Origin of the sequence: Rhizobium laguerreae (assembly GCF_002008165.1) — a bacterium.
Taxonomy (GTDB): domain Bacteria; phylum Pseudomonadota; class Alphaproteobacteria; order Rhizobiales; family Rhizobiaceae; genus Rhizobium; species Rhizobium laguerreae.
Genome location: NZ_MRDM01000014.1, coordinates 798,349 through 815,244, shown reverse-complemented (window position 1 = coordinate 815,244; position 16,896 = coordinate 798,349). Strand labels below are relative to the sequence as shown.

Here is a 16,896-nt window from a genome sequence, read left to right as displayed (position 1 = left end):
CATAAAAGCGTTATGCGACCCATCAGAAACATTGGGAAAATGCCCGCCGGTGATTGGTTTCCCGGTTCCGAAGGCTTAAATTGGCCGAAACGGAATCAGCGCGACATGAAGCAATATCTCGATCTCTTGAATCATGTGATGGAAAAGGGCTCCGACCGGGGCGACCGCACCGGCACCGGCACGCGCTCGGTCTTTGGTTACCAGATGCGTTTCGACCTCGAAGAAGGCTTCCCCGTCCTTACCACGAAGAAGCTGCATCTGCGCTCGATCATCCACGAGCTTCTCTGGTTCCTGAAGGGCGAGACGAACATCCGCTATCTCAAGGAGAACGGCGTTTCGATCTGGGACGAATGGGCCGATGAAAACGGCGATCTCGGGCCGGTCTACGGCGCCCAATGGCGCTCTTGGCCAGCGCCCGACGGCGGCCATATCGACCAGATCGCCAATCTCGTCAAAGGCATCGTCAACAATCCGATTTCGCGCCGCCACATCGTCTCGGCCTGGAATCCGGCCGAGGTGGACGAAATGGCGCTGCCGCCGTGCCATTGCCTGTTCCAGTTCTATGTGGCTGACGGCAAGCTTTCCTGCCAGCTCTACCAGCGCTCGGCCGATATCTTCCTCGGCGTGCCGTTCAACATCGCCTCCTATGCGCTGCTGACGATGATGGTGGCTCAGGTGACCGGGCTGAAGCCCGGCGATTTCGTCCACACGCTCGGCGACGCCCATCTCTATCACAACCATTTCGACCAGGCGAAGCTGCAGCTGGCGCGTCGGCCGAAGCCGCTGCCTTTCATGCGCATCAAGCCTGATGTGAAGGACATTTTCGGCTTCACCTTCGACGATTTCGAGCTGATCGGCTACGAGGCCGATGCCAGCATCAAGGCGCCGATCGCCGTCTGATCCGGGATATTTCATGGCCGACATTCGCAGGACCATTATCGCCGCGGTTGCCCGCAACGGCATTATCGGCCGCGACGGCGATATGCCGTGGCGGCTTTCGAGCGATCTGAAGCGCTTCAAGGCGCTGACATTGGGAAAGCCTGTCGTGATGGGCCGCAAGACTTACGATTCGATCGGCAAGCCACTGCCGGGACGGCCGAACGTCGTCATTTCGCGGCAAGCGGCGATAGACCATCCCGATGTCTCCATGGCCCATTCGCTGTCCGAGGCGATGACGGTGGCCGACAGGCTGGCGCTCGAAACTGGCGTCGACGAGATCTGCATTATCGGCGGCGGGCAGGTCTACGCGCAGGCGATCGGTCTTGCCGACCGGATGTGCATCACGCATGTCGAGGCCGATCTCGACGGAGACGCGTCGTTTCCCGCGATCGATCCCGACATCTGGCAGGCGGGGGAGGTGATCGCGGTGCCGGCTGGCGAAAAGGACAGTTATCCCACACGTTTCATCGTCTACGAACGCCGTTACGCCTGAAAATGAACTATTTTCCAATTAAATTGACCAAGTTTCTCACGCTGCGTTGAAAGCCGATGCGCTGATACCTATAACGGTCACCAACGCGTCCGCCGGCCAGCCCCCACGGTTTCGGATGCGTGGAGACTTAACGAACAACGAGGTTTTGATGCCCTGGAGCAATCAGAATGGCGGCGGCGGCCCTTGGGGCGGCGGCGGCGGTAATAATCAGGGACCATGGGGACAGGGGCCGAACCGGCCGCGCGGTGGCGGCGGCAAGGGCGGACCGCCTGATCTAGAAGATATTATCCGGCGCGGCCAGGACCAGCTGCGCAACATCATACCCGGCGGCTTCAACGGCGGCGTGGCAGTGATCGTCGCGGCGATCGTCGCGGTCTTCTGGCTGATCCAGTGCATTTATGTCGTGCAGCCGGACGAACGCGGCGTCGAGCTGCGGTTCGGCACGCCGAAGGACGAGATTTCCATGCCGGGCCTGCATTTCCACTTTTGGCCGATGGAAACAGTGGAGACGGTCAAGGTGACCGTACAGCAGCTGAACATCGGGGCGACTTCGGCATCGTCTTCGAACGGCCTGATGCTGTCTAGCGACAAAAGCGTCATCAACGTGCAGTTCGCGGTCTTCTATACCGTCAGCGATCCCAAGGCCTATCTCTTCAACGTCGAAAATCCGGCGGAGACGCTGCAGCAGGTATCCGACAGTGCCATGCGTGAGATCGTCGGCCGACGTCCGGCGCAGGACGCTTTCCGCAGCAATCGTCAGCCGATCGAAGTGGACGTGCTCAATATCCTGCAGGACACGATGAACCGCTATGGCGCGGGCGTGACCGTGACCGGCGTGACGATCCAAAACGTGGCGCCGCCGCGGGAAGTCGCCGATGCTTTCGAAGAAGTGCAGCGTGCCGGCCGTGACCGCGACAGCACGATCGAAGAGGCCAATCGCTACACGAACCAGAAGCTCGGCCAGGCGCGAGGCGATGCGGCCAGAATCCGTGAAGATGCAGCCGCTTACAAAGACCGCGTCGTGAAGGAGGCGGAAGGTGAAGCGCAGCGATTCACGGCGATCAACGACGAATATTCGAAGGCGCCCGACGTGACCCGCAAGCGGTTGTATCTCGAAACGATGGAGCAGGTGCTGAAGAATTCCCGGAAGGTCATTATCGACGAGAAGCAGGGCGTCCTGCCCTATCTGCCGCTCAATGAGCTCGGCAAGCCCGCGCAGCAGGGAGGTTGAGTCATGACATCGAACAGACTTCCCATCATTCTCATCATCCTCGCCATCGTGCTGGTCGGGCTTTATTCGTCCATCTTCGTGGTGAATGCACGCGAGCAGGCCATCGTCGTCCGTTTCGGCCAGATCCAGTCGGTCAAGACCGAGCCTGGCATTTATTTCAAGCTGCCCTTCGGCTTCATGGATGCCGACCGCGTTCAGCTGGTCGAAAAGCAGGCGCTGAGGCTCGATCTCGACAATATTCGCGTTCAGGTCCAGGATGGTCAGACCTTCGACGTCGATGCCTTCGTGATCTATAACATCTCGGATGTTCGCCGCTTCCGCGAAACGGTCTCGGGCGATCGCGAAGCCGCGGAAGCGCGGTTGAGAGCGCAGCTCGATTCATCGCTTCGTCGTGTCTACGGTCTGCGTGACTACAATGCCGCTCTCTCGGAAGAGCGTGTCGCGATGATGCTGGAGATTCGCGACGACCTGCGCACGGATGCCGAAAATCTCGGCCTGCATATAGACGACGTTCGCATCCGCCGCACCGACCTTTCGCCGGAGGTTGCGCCCAACACCTATAACGCCATGCGTTCGGAACGCCTTGCCGAGGCCGAGCGCATCCGTGCCGAGGGTAATGAGGAAGGCCAGCGGCGGCGCGCCATCGCCGACCGTCAGGTTGTCGAGTTCACCGCGGGCGCCCAGCGCGATGCGGAAATCCTTCGAGGCCAGGGCGATGCGGAACGAAACCGCGTCTTTGCCGAAGTCTTCAGCAAGGATCCAGCCTTCTTCGAGTTCTATCGCTCGATGGCGGCCTATTCCTCCTCTCTCTCCTCGCAAGACACGACGCTGGTGCTGTCGCCGAATTCGGAATTCTTCCGCTATTTCGACAATGCCGCCGGCACCCTGCAGCCGACAAATCCGGCCGCGCCGGTTCCGGCAGTTCCGGGCGCAACTGCTCCCGCAGCACCGGTCCCGGCGAACTGACAGCCAGCGAAACGACCACCGACAATTTCGGAAGGGCCGGCCCGAGCGCCGGCCCTTTTTTCGTGGAATGATTGAGACGATCCGGCTTTTGCGAGGCCACCTCACATTGCACGGGGATTTCGCGAAAAGGTGATTTCACCCTCCATCATTCCGCCTTATGCTGATGCTCAATGTGCGCATGCACCCTTATGAGGAAGCTTGATGGCCCCCACGATTCGCTCGCCCTTCAGACGAACGCTAGCGCTTATGGCCAGCGCCGCAATCCTGGCGCAAGCCGGCGTGAGCGGGATGGCCTATGCGCAAACCGCGCCTGAGACGACCGCACCCGGGGTTGTTGCACCCGCTCCAGCTAATCCGGAAACGGCTGCTCCCGCTCCTACGCCTCCCGCAGCCGTCGCACCGCAGCAGACCGCTCCGATCCAGGCCGCCGTGCCCAACACCGGTCCGGCTTCCGTCGCCGATCTTGCCGAAGGCCTGCTCGACGCCGTGGTCAACATCTCGACCTCGCAGAAGGTGAAGGACGATGAGGGCGCGGGTCCGGCGCCGCGCGCCCCCGACGGCTCGCCTTTCCAGGAGTTCTTCAACGACTTCTTCAACAAGCAGCAGGGCAACAAGGGCGGCAACCATAATGTCAGCTCGCTTGGCTCCGGCTTCGTCATCGATCCGACCGGTTATATCGTCACCAACAACCACGTGATCGAGGGCGCCGACGATATCGAGATCAATTTCGCCAATGGTTCGAAGCTCAAGGCGAAGCTGATCGGCACCGATACGAAGACCGATCTTTCGGTGCTGAAGGTCGAGCCGAAGACGCAGCTGAAATCCGTGAAATTCGGCGATTCCAGCACGATGCGCATCGGTGATTGGGTAATGGCGATCGGCAATCCGTTCGGCTTCGGCGGTTCGGTGACGGTGGGCATCATTTCCGGGCGTGGCCGCAACATCAATGCCGGTCCTTACGACAACTTCATCCAGACGGATGCGGCAATCAACAAGGGCAATTCCGGCGGCCCGCTCTTCAATATGAAGGGCGAAGTGATCGGCATCAACACGGCGATCATTTCGCCGAGCGGCGGCTCGATCGGTATCGGCTTCTCGGTGCCGTCGGAGCTTGCTTCCGGCGTCGTCGACCAGTTGCGCGAATATGGCGAGACGCGGCGCGGCTGGCTCGGCGTGCGCATCCAGCCGGTGACCGACGATATCGCCGACAGCCTCGGGCTCGACACTGCAAAGGGCGCGCTGGTCGCCGGCGTCATCAAGGGCGGCCCCGTCGACGACGGCTCGATCAAGGCGGGCGACGTCATTTTGAAATTTGACGGCAAGACCGTCAGCGAAATGCGCGACCTGCCGCGCGTCGTGGCGGAAAGCACTGTCGGCAAGGAAGTCGACGTGGTGGTGCTGCGCGACGGCAAGGAGCAGACCGTCAAGGTGAAGCTCGGCCGGCTCGAAGACAGCGACCAGGCGGCTGCATCCGACGATGCAGCACCCGATGGCTCGCAGGACGGCGGCGTGATCATTCCGGATCCCGGCGAGAACAATGACATGGACCAACCGGATTCCGACGATCAGGCCAAGCCTGTACCTAATACACCCGACCAGCATAAGGGCCAGGTGTCGCCGGATGCGGCCACGCCGAAGAACGTGCTCGGGCTGTCGCTGTCGCTGTTGAGCGCTGAGACGCGCAAGGCTTTCGGCATCGCCGAGAGCGTCGATGGTGTCGTCGTGACGGAAGTGACGCCCGGCTCCGCCTCGGCTGAAAAGGGGCTGAAGCCCGGCGACGTCATCGTCGAGGTGGCGCAGGAGTTCATGAAGTCGCCGGATGCGGTCGCCGCCAAGGTGCAGGCGCTGAAACAGGAAGGCCGCCGCAATGCCCAGCTGATGATCGCAGGGGCGAATGGCGATCTGCGGTTCGTGGCGGTGCCGATGGAGTAAACGAAGGAGCGGTCAGCCGCTCCTCTTTTGATACCTAGCGACGTGGGTGCGCAACGCGGCATTGATGTCCGTCTGGTAGCCGCGGCCGCCCGCATGGCTCTTGAACCAGTCTAGGATATCGGCATCCAGGCGGATAGTCACTGATTGCTTCAGCGGCCGGTACAAATTGCCCTTGCGAGCTAGGCGCCACTGTTCATCGGTGATCTCAGGAATGTCGCCAGTGTCGATATCCTCTTCGGGAAGCTTCTCCAGTGCCCGAAGTTCGGCGAGCTGCGCGTCAGTTAAGGGTCGATTGCTCATATCGTCTTCTCTCGTGAGATGTCGCCTTTCGAGCGCTGATCACTCGGACGGTCTCTTCATCCTCGGCACCGAGGATGATATGGACGGCGACCAGTACAGTCACCAAACCCACGACGCCGATCGCCAGCCATCTTTGTTCGCCGTCATAGACCGCGTCCGGAATGAGAAGACACTGCGGATCATTCCAGATCAGACACGCTGTCTCGAAGGATACGCCATGCTTGGCCTTGTTGGTCCGGTTCTTCTCGTCGTTCCATTGAAACCGCGGCAGTCTTATCCGACAAAATTGTACGTACAAATTTGTAAAATTTCAAGAGGCTATCGTGAAGCGAAATCCGTCTTGCGGTAACCTTGGATATAAAGCAGGGCGGTCAGGTCGCCGTGGTTGATTTGAATCTGCGCTTGAGCAGCGACGGTGGGCTTGGCGTGGAGGGCAACGCCGGAGCCGGCTAGCTGCAGCATGCCGAGATCGTTGGCGCCGTCGCCGACGGCGATCGCTTCTTCCGGCGAAATGCCGAGGCTTGCCGCAATTTCGTTCAGCGCATCGACCTTCGCCTGTTTTCCGAGGATCGGTTCGGCGACGAAGCCGGAGAGAATGCCGCCGTCTTCGAGCAGCGTGTTGGCACGGTTCTCGTCGAAGCCGAGGGTGGCGGCGATGCGGCTGGTGAAGACGGTGAAGCCGCCGGAGACAAGCGCGGTGTAATGGCCTTTCGACTTCATGGTGGCGATCAGTTCCAGGCCGCCCGGGGTGAGCGTGATGCGCTTGGCGATGACCTCGTCGACGACCGATATCGGCAGCCCCTTCAGCAGGGCGACACGCTCACGCAGGGCAGGCTCGAAAGCGATCTCGCCATTCATGGCGCGGGCGGTAATGGTCGCGACCTTCTCCTTCAGGCCGACTTCGGCGGCGAGTTCATCGATGCATTCCTGGCCGATCATCGTCGAATCCATGTCGGCGATCAGCAGCTTCTTGCGGCGGGTCTCCTGCTTCTGGATAACGAGGTCGATGGGCGCGCTTGATATGACGGCAAGGATATTGGCCTCTGCCGCTTGCGCATCGGTGCCGTCGCGCAGCGCGATGTCGCAGGCAATGCCATCGGCTAGCCAGTAGAGACCGGAAGCGTTCACGGCCTCGGCCGCCTGCTCGGCGATCTCGGGGGTCAGCACGGGATTTGACGGATTGGTAACAAGCGTGGCAACGAGGGCCATGATGGAAAACCTTCTGAGCACAGTGAACGCGATCCTGATAACCGGGCCGACCGCCAGCGGCAAGTCCGCGCTCGCCGTCGAATTGGCCAGACGCCATGACGGCGCGGTCGTCAACGCCGACAGCATGCAGGTCTACGACACGCTGCGGGTGCTGACCGCGCGCCCGTCGGAAGAGGAAATGCAGGGCGTGCCGCATCATCTCTACGGCCACGTGCCGGCGGATGCGGCCTATTCCACCGGCGCCTGGCTGCGCGATGTCACAGCACTGCTGCCGACGCTCAGGGCCGCAGGGCGGTTGCCGGTCTTCGTCGGCGGCACGGGACTTTATTTCAAGGCGCTGACCGGCGGGCTCTCCGATATGCCGGAGGTACCGGAGGCGCTGCGGGAGAAACTCAGGGCGCGGCTGGTGGAGGAGGGGCCGGACGGGCTATATGCCGAACTCGCCGAGGCCGATCCCGCCATGGCGGCAAGCCTCAACCGCCAGGACGGGCAGCGGATCGTCCGGGCGCTGGAAGTGATCAAGGCGACGGGACGGTCGATCGTCGATTTCCAGGGCCGGTCGGGGCCGGTGGTGATCGACGCCGATGAGGCCCGTAAGATCGTCGTGCTGCCGGATAGGGCGGTGCTGCATCAGCGCATCAACGGGCGTTTCGAAAAAATGCTGCAGCAAGGTGCGGAAGACGAGGTGAGGGCGCTGCTTGCGCTCGACCTGCCGGCCGAGGCGCCTGTGATGAAGGCAATCGGCGTGTCGCAGATTGCGGCGATGGTCAGGGGCGAGATGACGCGCGACGAGGTGCTGGAGAAGGGTGCTGCGGCGACGCGGCAATATGCCAAGCGGCAAATGACATGGTTCCGCAACCAGATGGACGACAGCTGGGAACGGCTGACGGTTTAGCCTTCAGCTTGTTGCGGGCCTCCCGCTTGAGACATCTGCTGGCTCAGCAGTTTGACGAGTTCGCCGACCGCCGCCTGCAGCTGGTCCGGCAGAAATCCGCCGAAGCCCAGCATCAGGCCGGGGCGCGCCGGCCGCGTGGCATACATCGGGGAGATCGCCCGCACGGCGAGGCCGGCCGAGAGGGCGCGGGCTGCGAGTTGCACGTCGTCGACCTCCTCGGGCAGCCATAGAAGAATATGCATGCCCTGGTCGCTCTGCTGGACGCGGCAGCCCTCAGGCAAGGCCCGATCGAGCGCCGAAAGCAGAACAGCGCGGCGCTCGGCATAGAGGCCGCGGATGCGTCGGATGTGCGCTTCGAAATAGCCTTCCCGCATATAGGCCGCCAGAACGTGCTGTTCGGCAGTCGGCGAATGCCGGTCGAGAATGGCACGGGCGCCGGCAAAGGCTTCCGCGAGTGGCGAAGGGGCGATGACGTAGCCGAGGCGCAGGGAGGGAAAGAGCACCTTGCTGAAGGTGCCGAGATAGATGACGCGTGAGGGACGCAACCCTTGCATCGAGGGAAAGGGGTGTCCGGCATAACGCAGCTCGCTGTCGTAGTCGTCTTCAACGATCCAGGCGCGATTTTGGTCGGCCCAGGTGATCAAGGAATTGCGCCGAGCCATGCTGAGCGGCATTCCAATCGGATATTGGTGCGACGGGGTCACGAATGCGGCGCGCGCCTGCGGGCATAGCTCAAGGCCGCGTTCCACGTTCATTCCCTGTGCATCGACCGGCAGGCGGTGCGTCTGGACGCCGAGATCATCGAGCACCGCCGTCAGCCCGGGATAGGCTGGATCCTCGGCCCATACCGCATCGTCACGCGAGAGAAGCACCCGGCCTGCCATATAGAGGCCTTGCTGGGTGCCCGACGTGATGATGACCTGTTCCGGCTCACAATGAACGGCCCGCGCGCGGCGGACGTGATCGGCAATGGCAAACCTGAGTTCGAGCAAACCCATAGGATCGTGGTAACCCGAGGGGGCGGCCTGTCGCGACGCGCGCACACGGTTGCCGAGACGGCGCCAGTTGTCGTCCGGCGCAATACCGCAGGCCGGGACGGCGATGGCGAAGGGAACGGGCGGGTGAGGGGTGAGCGCACGGGCGATGGAAATCAGCCGGGCCGCCTGGGACGGCAGATCGACAGCATCCGCAGTAGACGGCACTGCCGGAGTGGGCGGGCGGGCCGGCGTCGCGTCCATCAGATCAGCGGCAACGCGGGTTCCGGCTCCGACCCGCGCTTCGAGATAGCCTTCTGCGGTCAACTGATCGAACACCTCTACGACAGTGCCGCGCGCGATTTTCAGCGAAGCCGCAAGGCTACGCGTCGAAGGAAGGCGTTCTCCCGACCTCAGCTCACTGCGGGCGATTGCGTTCCGCAGGGCCTGCGCAAGCTGGCGACCGACATTGGCCGTTCGATCGATCGCCTCGAGCGATGGTATTTCGATGGTGCTGCGCCGTTTGGACATCGCAAAATGGTCTATACAAATTCTTCAAAATGGCACTTTATTATGAACCAATTTTGGAAGAAAAGGAAGCTTATTGGCGGTTCCCGACGGAGCATTCTTCGTCTTCGTGGGGCGTGCGGGCGCAAACTTCGGAAAAAAACGTAAATGCAGGATCTTCTCGTCGTCTACATTGCCTACGCAATCGCTGCAGGCAGTCCCGGACCAAGCAATATGGCCATCATGAATGTGGCGATGCGGCAAGGGCGTCGACCGGCGCTCGCCCTTGCCGCTGGTGTTATAACGATGTCGACATGCTGGGGGCTGATCGCGGTCACCGGCATCTCGACACTCCTCGTCCGCTATGCCCATGCCCTGCTGTTCCTTAAGATCGCAGGCGGATTGTACCTTCTCTGGCTCGCCTGGAGAGCGGCCCGCTCGGCCGCCGCCCCGGATAGGCCGGCAAGCGAGGCCGTGCGGCCTGCCGCGCAACGCGGCGCGCTCTATCGTCGCGGCGTTCTGATGCATCTCGGCAATCCGAAGGCGGTTCTGGCCTGGGTGGCGATCATGTCGCTCGGCCTCAAGCCGGGCGCTTCGCCGGAGATGGCCGTCACCGCCTTCGGCGGCTGCGTGCTCTTGGGGATCTCGATTTTTGCCGGCTATGCCGTGCTCTTCTCCACGGCACCGATGGTGCGCGGCTACGCCCGTGCGCGGCGGTGGATCGAGGGCAGTCTTGCCGTCTTCTTCGCGGGCGCCGGATCGCGCCTTCTGTTCTCACATTGACCGGATTTTCATCATGTCTATCGCTTCTCCGTTTCATGGTCTTTCGGCCTTTCCGCCCACGCCCGCCGATAGAGATGGCCGGGTCGACACCGAAGCCCTCGGCCGCCTGCTGGAACGCCTGTGTGATGCAGGCGTCGCGTCGATAGGCCTTCTCGGCAGCACCGGGATCTATGCCTTTCTCACACGCGAGGAACGACGGCGAGCCGTCGAGGCTGCGGTCGAGTGCGTTCGCGGTCGTATTCCCCTCGTCGTCGGCGTCGGTGCTCTGAGGACAGACCATGCTCGGAGCCTGGCAAGGGATGCCGAGGTCGCCGGTGCAGACGCTCTTCTGCTTGCGCCGGTGTCCTACACGCCGCTGACCCAGGACGAAGCGTACGGGCATTTCCTGGCGGTTACCGAGGCCGCGAAGCTGCCGCTTTGTATCTACAACAATCCCGGCACGACCCACTTCACCTTCACCCGGGATCTTCTGCAGCGCCTATCCGATATCGAGACGGTCAGCGCCGTGAAGATGCCTCTGCCTGCTGACGGCGATTTCGCAGGCGAGTTGGCGGCATTGCGAGAGAAGACCAGGCTTGCGATCGGCTACAGCGGCGACTGGGGCGCGGCCGAAGCGCTGCTTTCAGGTGCCGACGCCTGGTACAGCGTCATCGGCGGCGTGCTTCCGCGCGTCGCCCTTGCCCTGAGCAAGGCCGCGATTGCAGGCGAGGGCGGCGAGGCGCATCGGCTCGATGGTCTCCTCCAGCCGCTCTGGAAAACGTTCAAAGAGTTCGGAAGCCTTCGCGTGGTCTATACGCTGCTCGACCTTCTCTCACTCGCCAGGGCAGAGCTCCCACGCCCTCTGTTGCCGCTCGGGTCGATGGACCGGCAACGGGTGCTCGGGGCCGTCGAGCCTCTGATCGCATTGGAGAGCGAGCTGAAGCCTCAATCCTTGTTGTAGAGGCCGCTCAGCGGTTTTTTCAGGATGCTTTCGCGCAGCGACGTGCCTGGCTCCCGGCGGGAGACGGCGGGCTGATCCGCCGGCGGTATCGGCCGGGGAAAGACCGGCTCGTCGCGGCGCATCTCGCGGCGGAGCGCATCCAACCGGGGATCGATCGCGGGTGACGTGGCCGGGTCCAGCCGCGGTGTATGCGGCAGCAGTTCGCGGCGGTAGGATTCGAGTGGCGCGACGGAAGAGGTGGGCGGCGGGTAGGGCTTCGCGTCGATATCCTCGTCGGCTGCATCAGCCTCGTCGAAACCTGCCACCGACGCGGCATAGTTCTGCTGGAAATTCGAAATGTCGGGTCCGACGGTCACCGCCCGCATGCGGGTGACGATCTTGCGCAGATCGACCGTATCCGGATCTTCCTCGCTTTGCTTGCTGTTGGCGCTGCTCGCCTTTGGCAGGAGCTTTTCGTCGACGCGGGAAAAGCGCATGCGCATCGGCACACTGATCGCCTCGCCAAAGGCGATCGCTTCGCCATTGCCGATCGAGGAGATGAAGCTCGTCGTCGAGATCGACGAGTTCGGGATGGCCGAGCGGATGATTTCCTGGTCGCGGTCGTTGGCGAGGCGCATGGCAAAGAGTGTCGAACACTGCGACAGGATCGTCTGGTCGAGCTCGCCCGGCCGCTGGGTGATGATGCCGAGCGAGACGCCGTATTTGCGGCCTTCCTTGGCGATGCGGGCGATCGCCTGGCGCGTCGGCACGAAGCCGAGGCTCGGATCGGAGGGGATATAACGGTGAGCTTCCTCGCAGACGACGAGCATGTGGATGGCGCCGTCGCTCCACAGCGCCACCTCGAAGGCCATGCGGCAGAGTACGGAGGCGACCGAATTGACGACCTCCGAGGGGATGCCGGCAAGCTGGAAGGTGCAGATCGGCCGGTTCTCGCCGGGGATGCGGAAGATCTGCGCGATGGTTTCGGTGATCGTGTCGCTGATCGTGTTGTTGGAGAACATGAAGTGATAGCGCGGATCGTTGATCGCAGCGATGAGGCGCATCTTCAACGACCGCAGGAAGGGCTTTTCCGAGCGGCCTTCCAGGCGGCCGATGCGCTCGTCGATCAGCGCCAGCAGATCGGCCATGCGGTAGGGAACCGGCGTATCGGCGGTGATCGAACTCTTTTCCGTCGTGCGGCGGACCAGCGAATTGTCGCTGCCGCGGAAGGCGCGCTTGGCTTCCGGCAGGATATCGCGCAGCATGTCGAGCTCTTCGGGCACCGGCGGGCGGCCGCGAAAGACGACTTCGGCGAATTCCTCCAGCCGCATCAGCCAGAAGGGCAGATCAAGCGTATCGGTATCGATGGTGACGGCGTGCTGAGGAAATGCGGCGGCGAATTCGTTATGCGGATCGAGGATCAGTACACGCAGCTTCGGGTCCGCGGCAATCGCCTTGTGCAGGAGCAGCGACACGGCCGTCGACTTGCCGACACCGGTGGAGCCGACGACGGCGAAATGCTTGGAGAGCATCGAGGGGATGTGGATCGCCGCATCGATGCTTTCGTCCTGCGTCAGCTTGCCGATGACGGCGGTCGTACCTTCGCCGGCATCGTAGATGCGCATCAGGTCGGCGGATCGGATGCGGTGGGCGATGGCGCCGAGATAGGGATAACGCGAGATGCCGGTCGAGAATTCCTCGCGTCCGTCCTCGTCGACACGGACTTCGCCGAGCAGCTCGGTCTCGATCTTGAAAATATTGTCTTCGCCTTCGCCCCAGGCATGGCTGCCGGTGTTCATCTGATAGACGAGCGCGACGACGCGGTTGCGGCCGACGCTGATCGAAATCAGCCGCCCCACGGACCAGAGTTCGGTCAGATCGGTGCCGCCCTGTTCGGCGACGGCGGCAATCGTCGCCCGCGACCCGCTGCATGCAACGACGCGGCCGAGAAAGCGATTTCCCGGCGCATGGCCATCGCGGCGATCATGCTCGCCTGCCTTGCCAGAGGTGCGCAAGTCGTTGTTGAGCAAAGGGCTACTCCATGCGGTAGCGTAGAAGAATAAAGTCGATCCTTTAACAAATCCTTCATCCTATCGATTTTCGGGGATGCAGGCGTGGGGCAGTTTTTATTGCGGCATGCGTTGACGCTGCGAAATTTTCTGTCTATCACTTCCGACCATGAAAATCGCAACGGCTCTTATCGTGGTGGGAAAGCGCATGGGCAGGATGGTGTAACCATCCGGCGATAGCCACCCATGCGCTAGATGACAGGCTCCTCAGGGGCCTTTTTTTATGCCCGAAATTCGGGCTTCCGGCCACAAACGCAATCCCAGCATCAAACGGAACAGACAGATGAGCACGGACAATCAGGCGGCAGGCAATCGGATGACGGGAGCGGAGATCGTTCTCAAGGCGCTGAAGGACAACGGCGTCGAACATATTTTCGGCTATCCCGGCGGCGCCGTCCTGCCGATCTACGACGAGATCTTCCAGCAGGAGGATGTCAAGCACATCCTCGTCCGCCACGAGCAGGGGGCAGGCCATGCGGCCGAAGGTTACGCCCGCTCCACCGGCAAGGTCGGCGTCATGCTGGTGACCTCTGGCCCGGGCGCCACCAATGCCGTCACGCCGCTGCAGGATGCGCTGATGGATTCGATCCCGCTCGTCTGCCTGACCGGACAGGTTCCGACCCCACTGATCGGCTCCGACGCCTTCCAGGAATGCGATACGGTCGGCATCACCCGGCCCTGCACCAAGCACAACTGGCTGGTCAAGGATGTCAACCAGCTTGCCGCCGTCATTCACGAGGCCTTCCGCATCGCCCAGTCCGGTCGTCCAGGCCCTGTCGTCGTCGATATTCCGAAGGACGTGCAGTTTGCGACCGGCACCTACACGCCGCCGGCGGATTATGCGATCCAGAAGAGCTACCAGCCGAAGATCCAGGGCGACCTCAACCAGATCCATGCCGCGATCGAGCTGATGGCGAATGCGCGCCGTCCGATCATCTATTCCGGCGGCGGCGTCATCAATTCCGGCCCCGAGGCTTCCAAGCTGCTGCGCGAGCTGGTCGAGCTCACCGATTTCCCGATCACCTCAACGCTGATGGGCCTCGGCGCCTATCCTGCTTCAGGCAAGAACTGGCTGAAGATGCTCGGCATGCACGGCTCGTACGAAGCCAACATGGCGATGCACGATTGCGATGTCATGGTCTGCATCGGCGCCCGCTTCGACGATCGCATTACTGGCCGTCTCAATGCCTTTTCGCCGAACTCGAAGAAGATCCATATCGATATCGATCCATCCTCGATCAACAAGAACGTCCGGGTCGATATCGGCATCCGCGGCGATGTCGGCCATGTCCTCGAAGACATGGTCCGCCTGTGGAGGGCGCTGCCGAAGAAGCCGGAAAAGGGTCGGCTGGACGACTGGTGGACCGATATCGCCCGCTGGCGGGCACGCAACTCCTTCGCCTACACGAAGAGCAATGACGTCATCATGCCGCAATATGCGCTGGAGCGGCTCTTCGCCCACACCAAGGACCGCGATACCTACATCACCACCGAGGTCGGCCAGCACCAGATGTGGGCGGCACAGTTCTTCGGTTTCGAGCAGCCGAACCGCTGGATGACCTCGGGCGGTCTCGGCACGATGGGCTACGGCCTGCCTGCCGCGCTCGGCGTGCAGATCGCCCATCCCGACAGCCTCGTCATCGACATTGCCGGCGACGCCTCGATCCAGATGTGTATCCAGGAAATGTCGGCGGCGATCCAGCACGATGCGCCAATCAAGATCTTCATCATGAACAACCAGTATATGGGCATGGTGCGCCAGTGGCAGCAGCTGCTGCACGGCAACCGCCTTTCGAATTCCTATACGGAGGCGATGCCCGATTTCGTCAAGCTGGCGGAAGCCTATGGCGCCGTTGGCCTGCGCTGCGAAAAGCCGGATGCGCTTGATGACACCATTCTGGAGATGATCGAGGTCAGAAAGCCTGTCATCTTCGATTGCCGCGTCGCCAATCTCGCCAATTGCTTCCCGATGATCCCCTCGGGCAAGGCCCATAACGAAATGCTGTTGCCGGACGAAGCCACCGACGAAGCGGTCGCCAATGCGATCGACGCCAAGGGCCGCGCGCTCGTCTGATCAGGGAAGGAACTAAGAACATGAACGCACACCTACAGCCCACGGGCTCCGCCTATTTCATCTCGCCGGAAACGGCGGCGGTCGAAAGCCACACGCTTTCGGTTCTCGTCGACAACGAACCGGGCGTTCTTGCCCGGGTCATCGGCCTGTTTTCCGGCCGCGGCTACAATATTGAGAGCCTGACGGTCTCCGAGACCGAGCATCAGGCGCATCTTTCCCGCATCACCGTCGTCACACGCGGGACGCCGCAAGTGCTGGAGCAGATCAAGGCGCAGCTCGAGCGCATCGTGCCGGTGCACCGCGTCGTCGATCTGACGGTGCGCGCCCGCGAGCTTGGCCAGGATCGGCCGATCGAGCGCGAAGTGGCGCTGGTCAAGGTGATCGGCGAGGGCGAGATGCGCGCCGAGACCCTGCGCCTTGCCGATGCCTTCCATGCCAAGGTGGTGGATGCGACGGTCGGCCACTTCATTCTGGAGATCACCGGCAAATCATCGAAGATCGATCAGTTCGTGGCGATTATGAAGCCGCTCGGCCTCATCGAGGTGTGCCGTACCGGCATTGCGGCGATGAACCGCGGCGTGCAGGGCATGTAAAAATTACAGCCCGGGCATGTAAGGATTACAGCCCGGGAATCAAAGCCCGATGCTGCAATAATTGAGAAAACCGCTGAGATCAAAGCATCTCCAGCGGCTTTTTCTTTGTGGGCGGTGGAAAGGCGGCGTCGAGGGCATCCCGGTCGTCGTCGGTGATGTCGAGCGAGACGCAGTCGCGGTTTTCGGCTGCGCGCTCGGCATTCGAGGTCTTCGGAATGACGATGACGCCGCCGCGTTCCAGCAGGAAAGCGAGCGCCAGCTGGGCGGGCGTTGCCTGATAGGCCTTGGCGATGCGGATCAACTCGGGATGGTGCAGGATATTTCCCTGCTCGATCGGCGAATAGGCCATGATAGGAATGCCGCGGCTCTGGCACCAGGGCAGCAGATCGAACTCAATGCCGCGGCGGGAAAGGTTATAGAGCACCTGGTTGGCGGCGACCTTGGTGCCGTCGGGCACTCCGAGCAGTTCCTCCATGTCGTCGGTGTCGAAGTTGGAGACCCCCCAGGCGCCGATCTTGCCGGATGCCTTGAGTGTTTCAAAGGCGGCGACGGTCTCTGCGAGCGGATGGTCTCCGCGCCAGTGCAGCAGATAGAGATCGATGCGATCGGTGCCCAGCCGTTCGAGACTGCGCTCGCACGCCTCGATTGTGCCTGTCAGGCTGGCATTCCAGGGATAGACCTTGCTGACGATGAAGACCTCGTCGCGCCGGCCCCTGATCGCCTGGCCGACGATCTCTTCTGCGCCACCGTCGCCGTACATTTCGGCGGTGTCGATCAGCGTCATGCCGAGATCGATGCCGGCCCTCAGGCTTTCGATCTCCGCTTTGGCATGGCCGGCATCCTCGCCCATCGCCCAGGTTCCCTGGCCGAGCGCCGGCACTTCTACGCCGTTCGGGAAGGTGATTGTCGGAATCCGGCTGTCTTGCATGATCTTTTCCATTTTGCAGGAGATTGCGGCGATTTCTTATCTTTCAAGTAATCCTGTCACCATGACAATGATGTAATGGTATCG

16 protein-coding genes are annotated in these 16,896 nt (G+C 62.1%); 10 read left to right on the top strand and 6 right to left on the bottom strand.

Features of this window, described 5'->3' with window-relative positions; genetic code table 11:
• Positions 1 to 105: 105 nt before the first annotated feature.
• From BS630_RS19875 to BS630_RS19855, 5 genes are all read left to right on the top strand, one after another.
• Positions 106 to 900 (top strand): thymidylate synthase, encoded by a 795-nt coding sequence (locus BS630_RS19875; RefSeq protein ID WP_077979242.1) that lies wholly within the window; start codon positions 106 to 108, stop codon positions 898 to 900.
• Positions 901 to 913: 13 nt separating this feature from the next.
• Entirely contained in the window at positions 914 to 1,432 is a 519-nt protein-coding gene (locus BS630_RS19870; protein WP_072637847.1) for a dihydrofolate reductase, read from the top strand.
• Between the two features lie 148 nt (positions 1,433 to 1,580).
• Positions 1,581 to 2,663: an FtsH protease activity modulator HflK gene (gene hflK, locus BS630_RS19865; protein ID WP_027668568.1), complete on the top strand. Its 1,083-nt coding sequence runs from the start codon at positions 1,581 to 1,583 to the stop codon at positions 2,661 to 2,663.
• Between the two features lie 3 nt (positions 2,664 to 2,666).
• Positions 2,667 to 3,629, top strand: a complete 963-nt coding sequence (gene hflC / locus BS630_RS19860) for a protease modulator HflC (protein WP_077978756.1) — start codon at positions 2,667 to 2,669, stop codon at positions 3,627 to 3,629.
• A gap of 201 nt (positions 3,630 to 3,830) precedes the next feature.
• The gene (locus tag BS630_RS19855) at positions 3,831 to 5,561 is read left to right on the top strand and encodes a Do family serine endopeptidase (RefSeq protein ID WP_077978755.1); all 1,731 of its coding nucleotides are present in this window, start codon (positions 3,831 to 3,833) and stop codon (positions 5,559 to 5,561) included.
• Positions 5,562 to 5,573: 12 nt separating this feature from the next.
• Here BS630_RS19855 and BS630_RS19850 read toward each other — a convergent pair whose 3' ends face one another.
• From BS630_RS19850 to serB, 3 genes are read right to left on the bottom strand one after another with little or no spacing between them, the layout of a single operon-like run.
• Positions 5,574 to 5,861, bottom strand: a complete 288-nt coding sequence (locus BS630_RS19850; RefSeq protein ID WP_077978754.1) for a BrnA antitoxin family protein — start codon at positions 5,859 to 5,861, stop codon at positions 5,574 to 5,576.
• Entirely contained in the window at positions 5,839 to 6,159 is a 321-nt protein-coding gene (locus BS630_RS19845; RefSeq protein WP_245310420.1) for a BrnT family toxin, read from the bottom strand. Before BS630_RS19845 ends, BS630_RS19850 begins: the two co-directional genes overlap by 23 nt.
• Positions 6,160 to 6,179: 20 nt before the next feature.
• On the bottom strand, positions 6,180 to 7,070 hold the full coding sequence (gene serB / locus BS630_RS19840) for a phosphoserine phosphatase SerB (RefSeq protein WP_077978753.1): 891 nt from the start codon (positions 7,068 to 7,070) through the stop codon (positions 6,180 to 6,182).
• Between serB and miaA the strand changes: the two genes are divergently transcribed.
• Positions 7,069 to 7,965, top strand: a complete 897-nt coding sequence (gene miaA, locus BS630_RS19835) for a tRNA (adenosine(37)-N6)-dimethylallyltransferase MiaA (protein ID WP_077978752.1) — start codon at positions 7,069 to 7,071, stop codon at positions 7,963 to 7,965. The genes serB and miaA overlap by 2 nt on opposite strands.
• Here miaA and pdxR read toward each other — a convergent pair.
• Entirely contained in the window at positions 7,962 to 9,470 is a 1,509-nt protein-coding gene (pdxR, locus tag BS630_RS19830; RefSeq protein ID WP_077978751.1) for a MocR-like pyridoxine biosynthesis transcription factor PdxR, read from the bottom strand. The two genes, miaA and pdxR, sit on opposite strands and share 4 nt — an antisense overlap.
• A gap of 144 nt (positions 9,471 to 9,614) precedes the next feature.
• On the opposite strand from pdxR, the gene BS630_RS19825 reads away from it, so the two are divergent.
• On the top strand, positions 9,615 to 10,229 hold the full coding sequence (locus BS630_RS19825; protein WP_077978750.1) for a LysE family translocator: 615 nt from the start codon (positions 9,615 to 9,617) through the stop codon (positions 10,227 to 10,229).
• 13 nt (positions 10,230 to 10,242) lie between these two features.
• Complete coding sequence (locus tag BS630_RS19820; protein ID WP_077978749.1) at positions 10,243 to 11,169, top strand: dihydrodipicolinate synthase family protein; 927 nt, start codon at positions 10,243 to 10,245, stop codon at positions 11,167 to 11,169.
• Here the strand turns inward: BS630_RS19820 and BS630_RS19815 are convergent.
• Positions 11,154 to 13,178 carry an ATP-binding protein gene (locus BS630_RS19815; RefSeq protein ID WP_077978748.1) on the bottom strand — a complete coding sequence of 675 codons (2,025 nt, stop codon included), beginning with the start codon at positions 13,176 to 13,178 and terminating at the stop codon, positions 11,154 to 11,156. The genes BS630_RS19820 and BS630_RS19815 overlap by 16 nt on opposite strands.
• A gap of 322 nt (positions 13,179 to 13,500) precedes the next feature.
• On the opposite strand from BS630_RS19815, the gene BS630_RS19810 reads away from it, so the two are divergent.
• On the top strand, positions 13,501 to 15,291 hold the full coding sequence (locus BS630_RS19810; protein WP_012758226.1) for an acetolactate synthase 3 large subunit: 1,791 nt from the start codon (positions 13,501 to 13,503) through the stop codon (positions 15,289 to 15,291).
• 20 nt (positions 15,292 to 15,311) lie between these two features.
• Complete coding sequence (gene ilvN, locus BS630_RS19805; protein WP_003560902.1) at positions 15,312 to 15,884, top strand: acetolactate synthase small subunit; 573 nt, start codon at positions 15,312 to 15,314, stop codon at positions 15,882 to 15,884.
• 79 nt (positions 15,885 to 15,963) lie between these two features.
• On the opposite strand, the gene BS630_RS19800 is transcribed toward ilvN, so the two are convergent.
• Positions 15,964 to 16,812 carry an aldo/keto reductase gene (locus BS630_RS19800; RefSeq protein ID WP_077979240.1) on the bottom strand — a complete coding sequence of 283 codons (849 nt, stop codon included), beginning with the start codon at positions 16,810 to 16,812 and terminating at the stop codon, positions 15,964 to 15,966.
• Positions 16,813 to 16,896 lie beyond the last annotated feature (84 nt).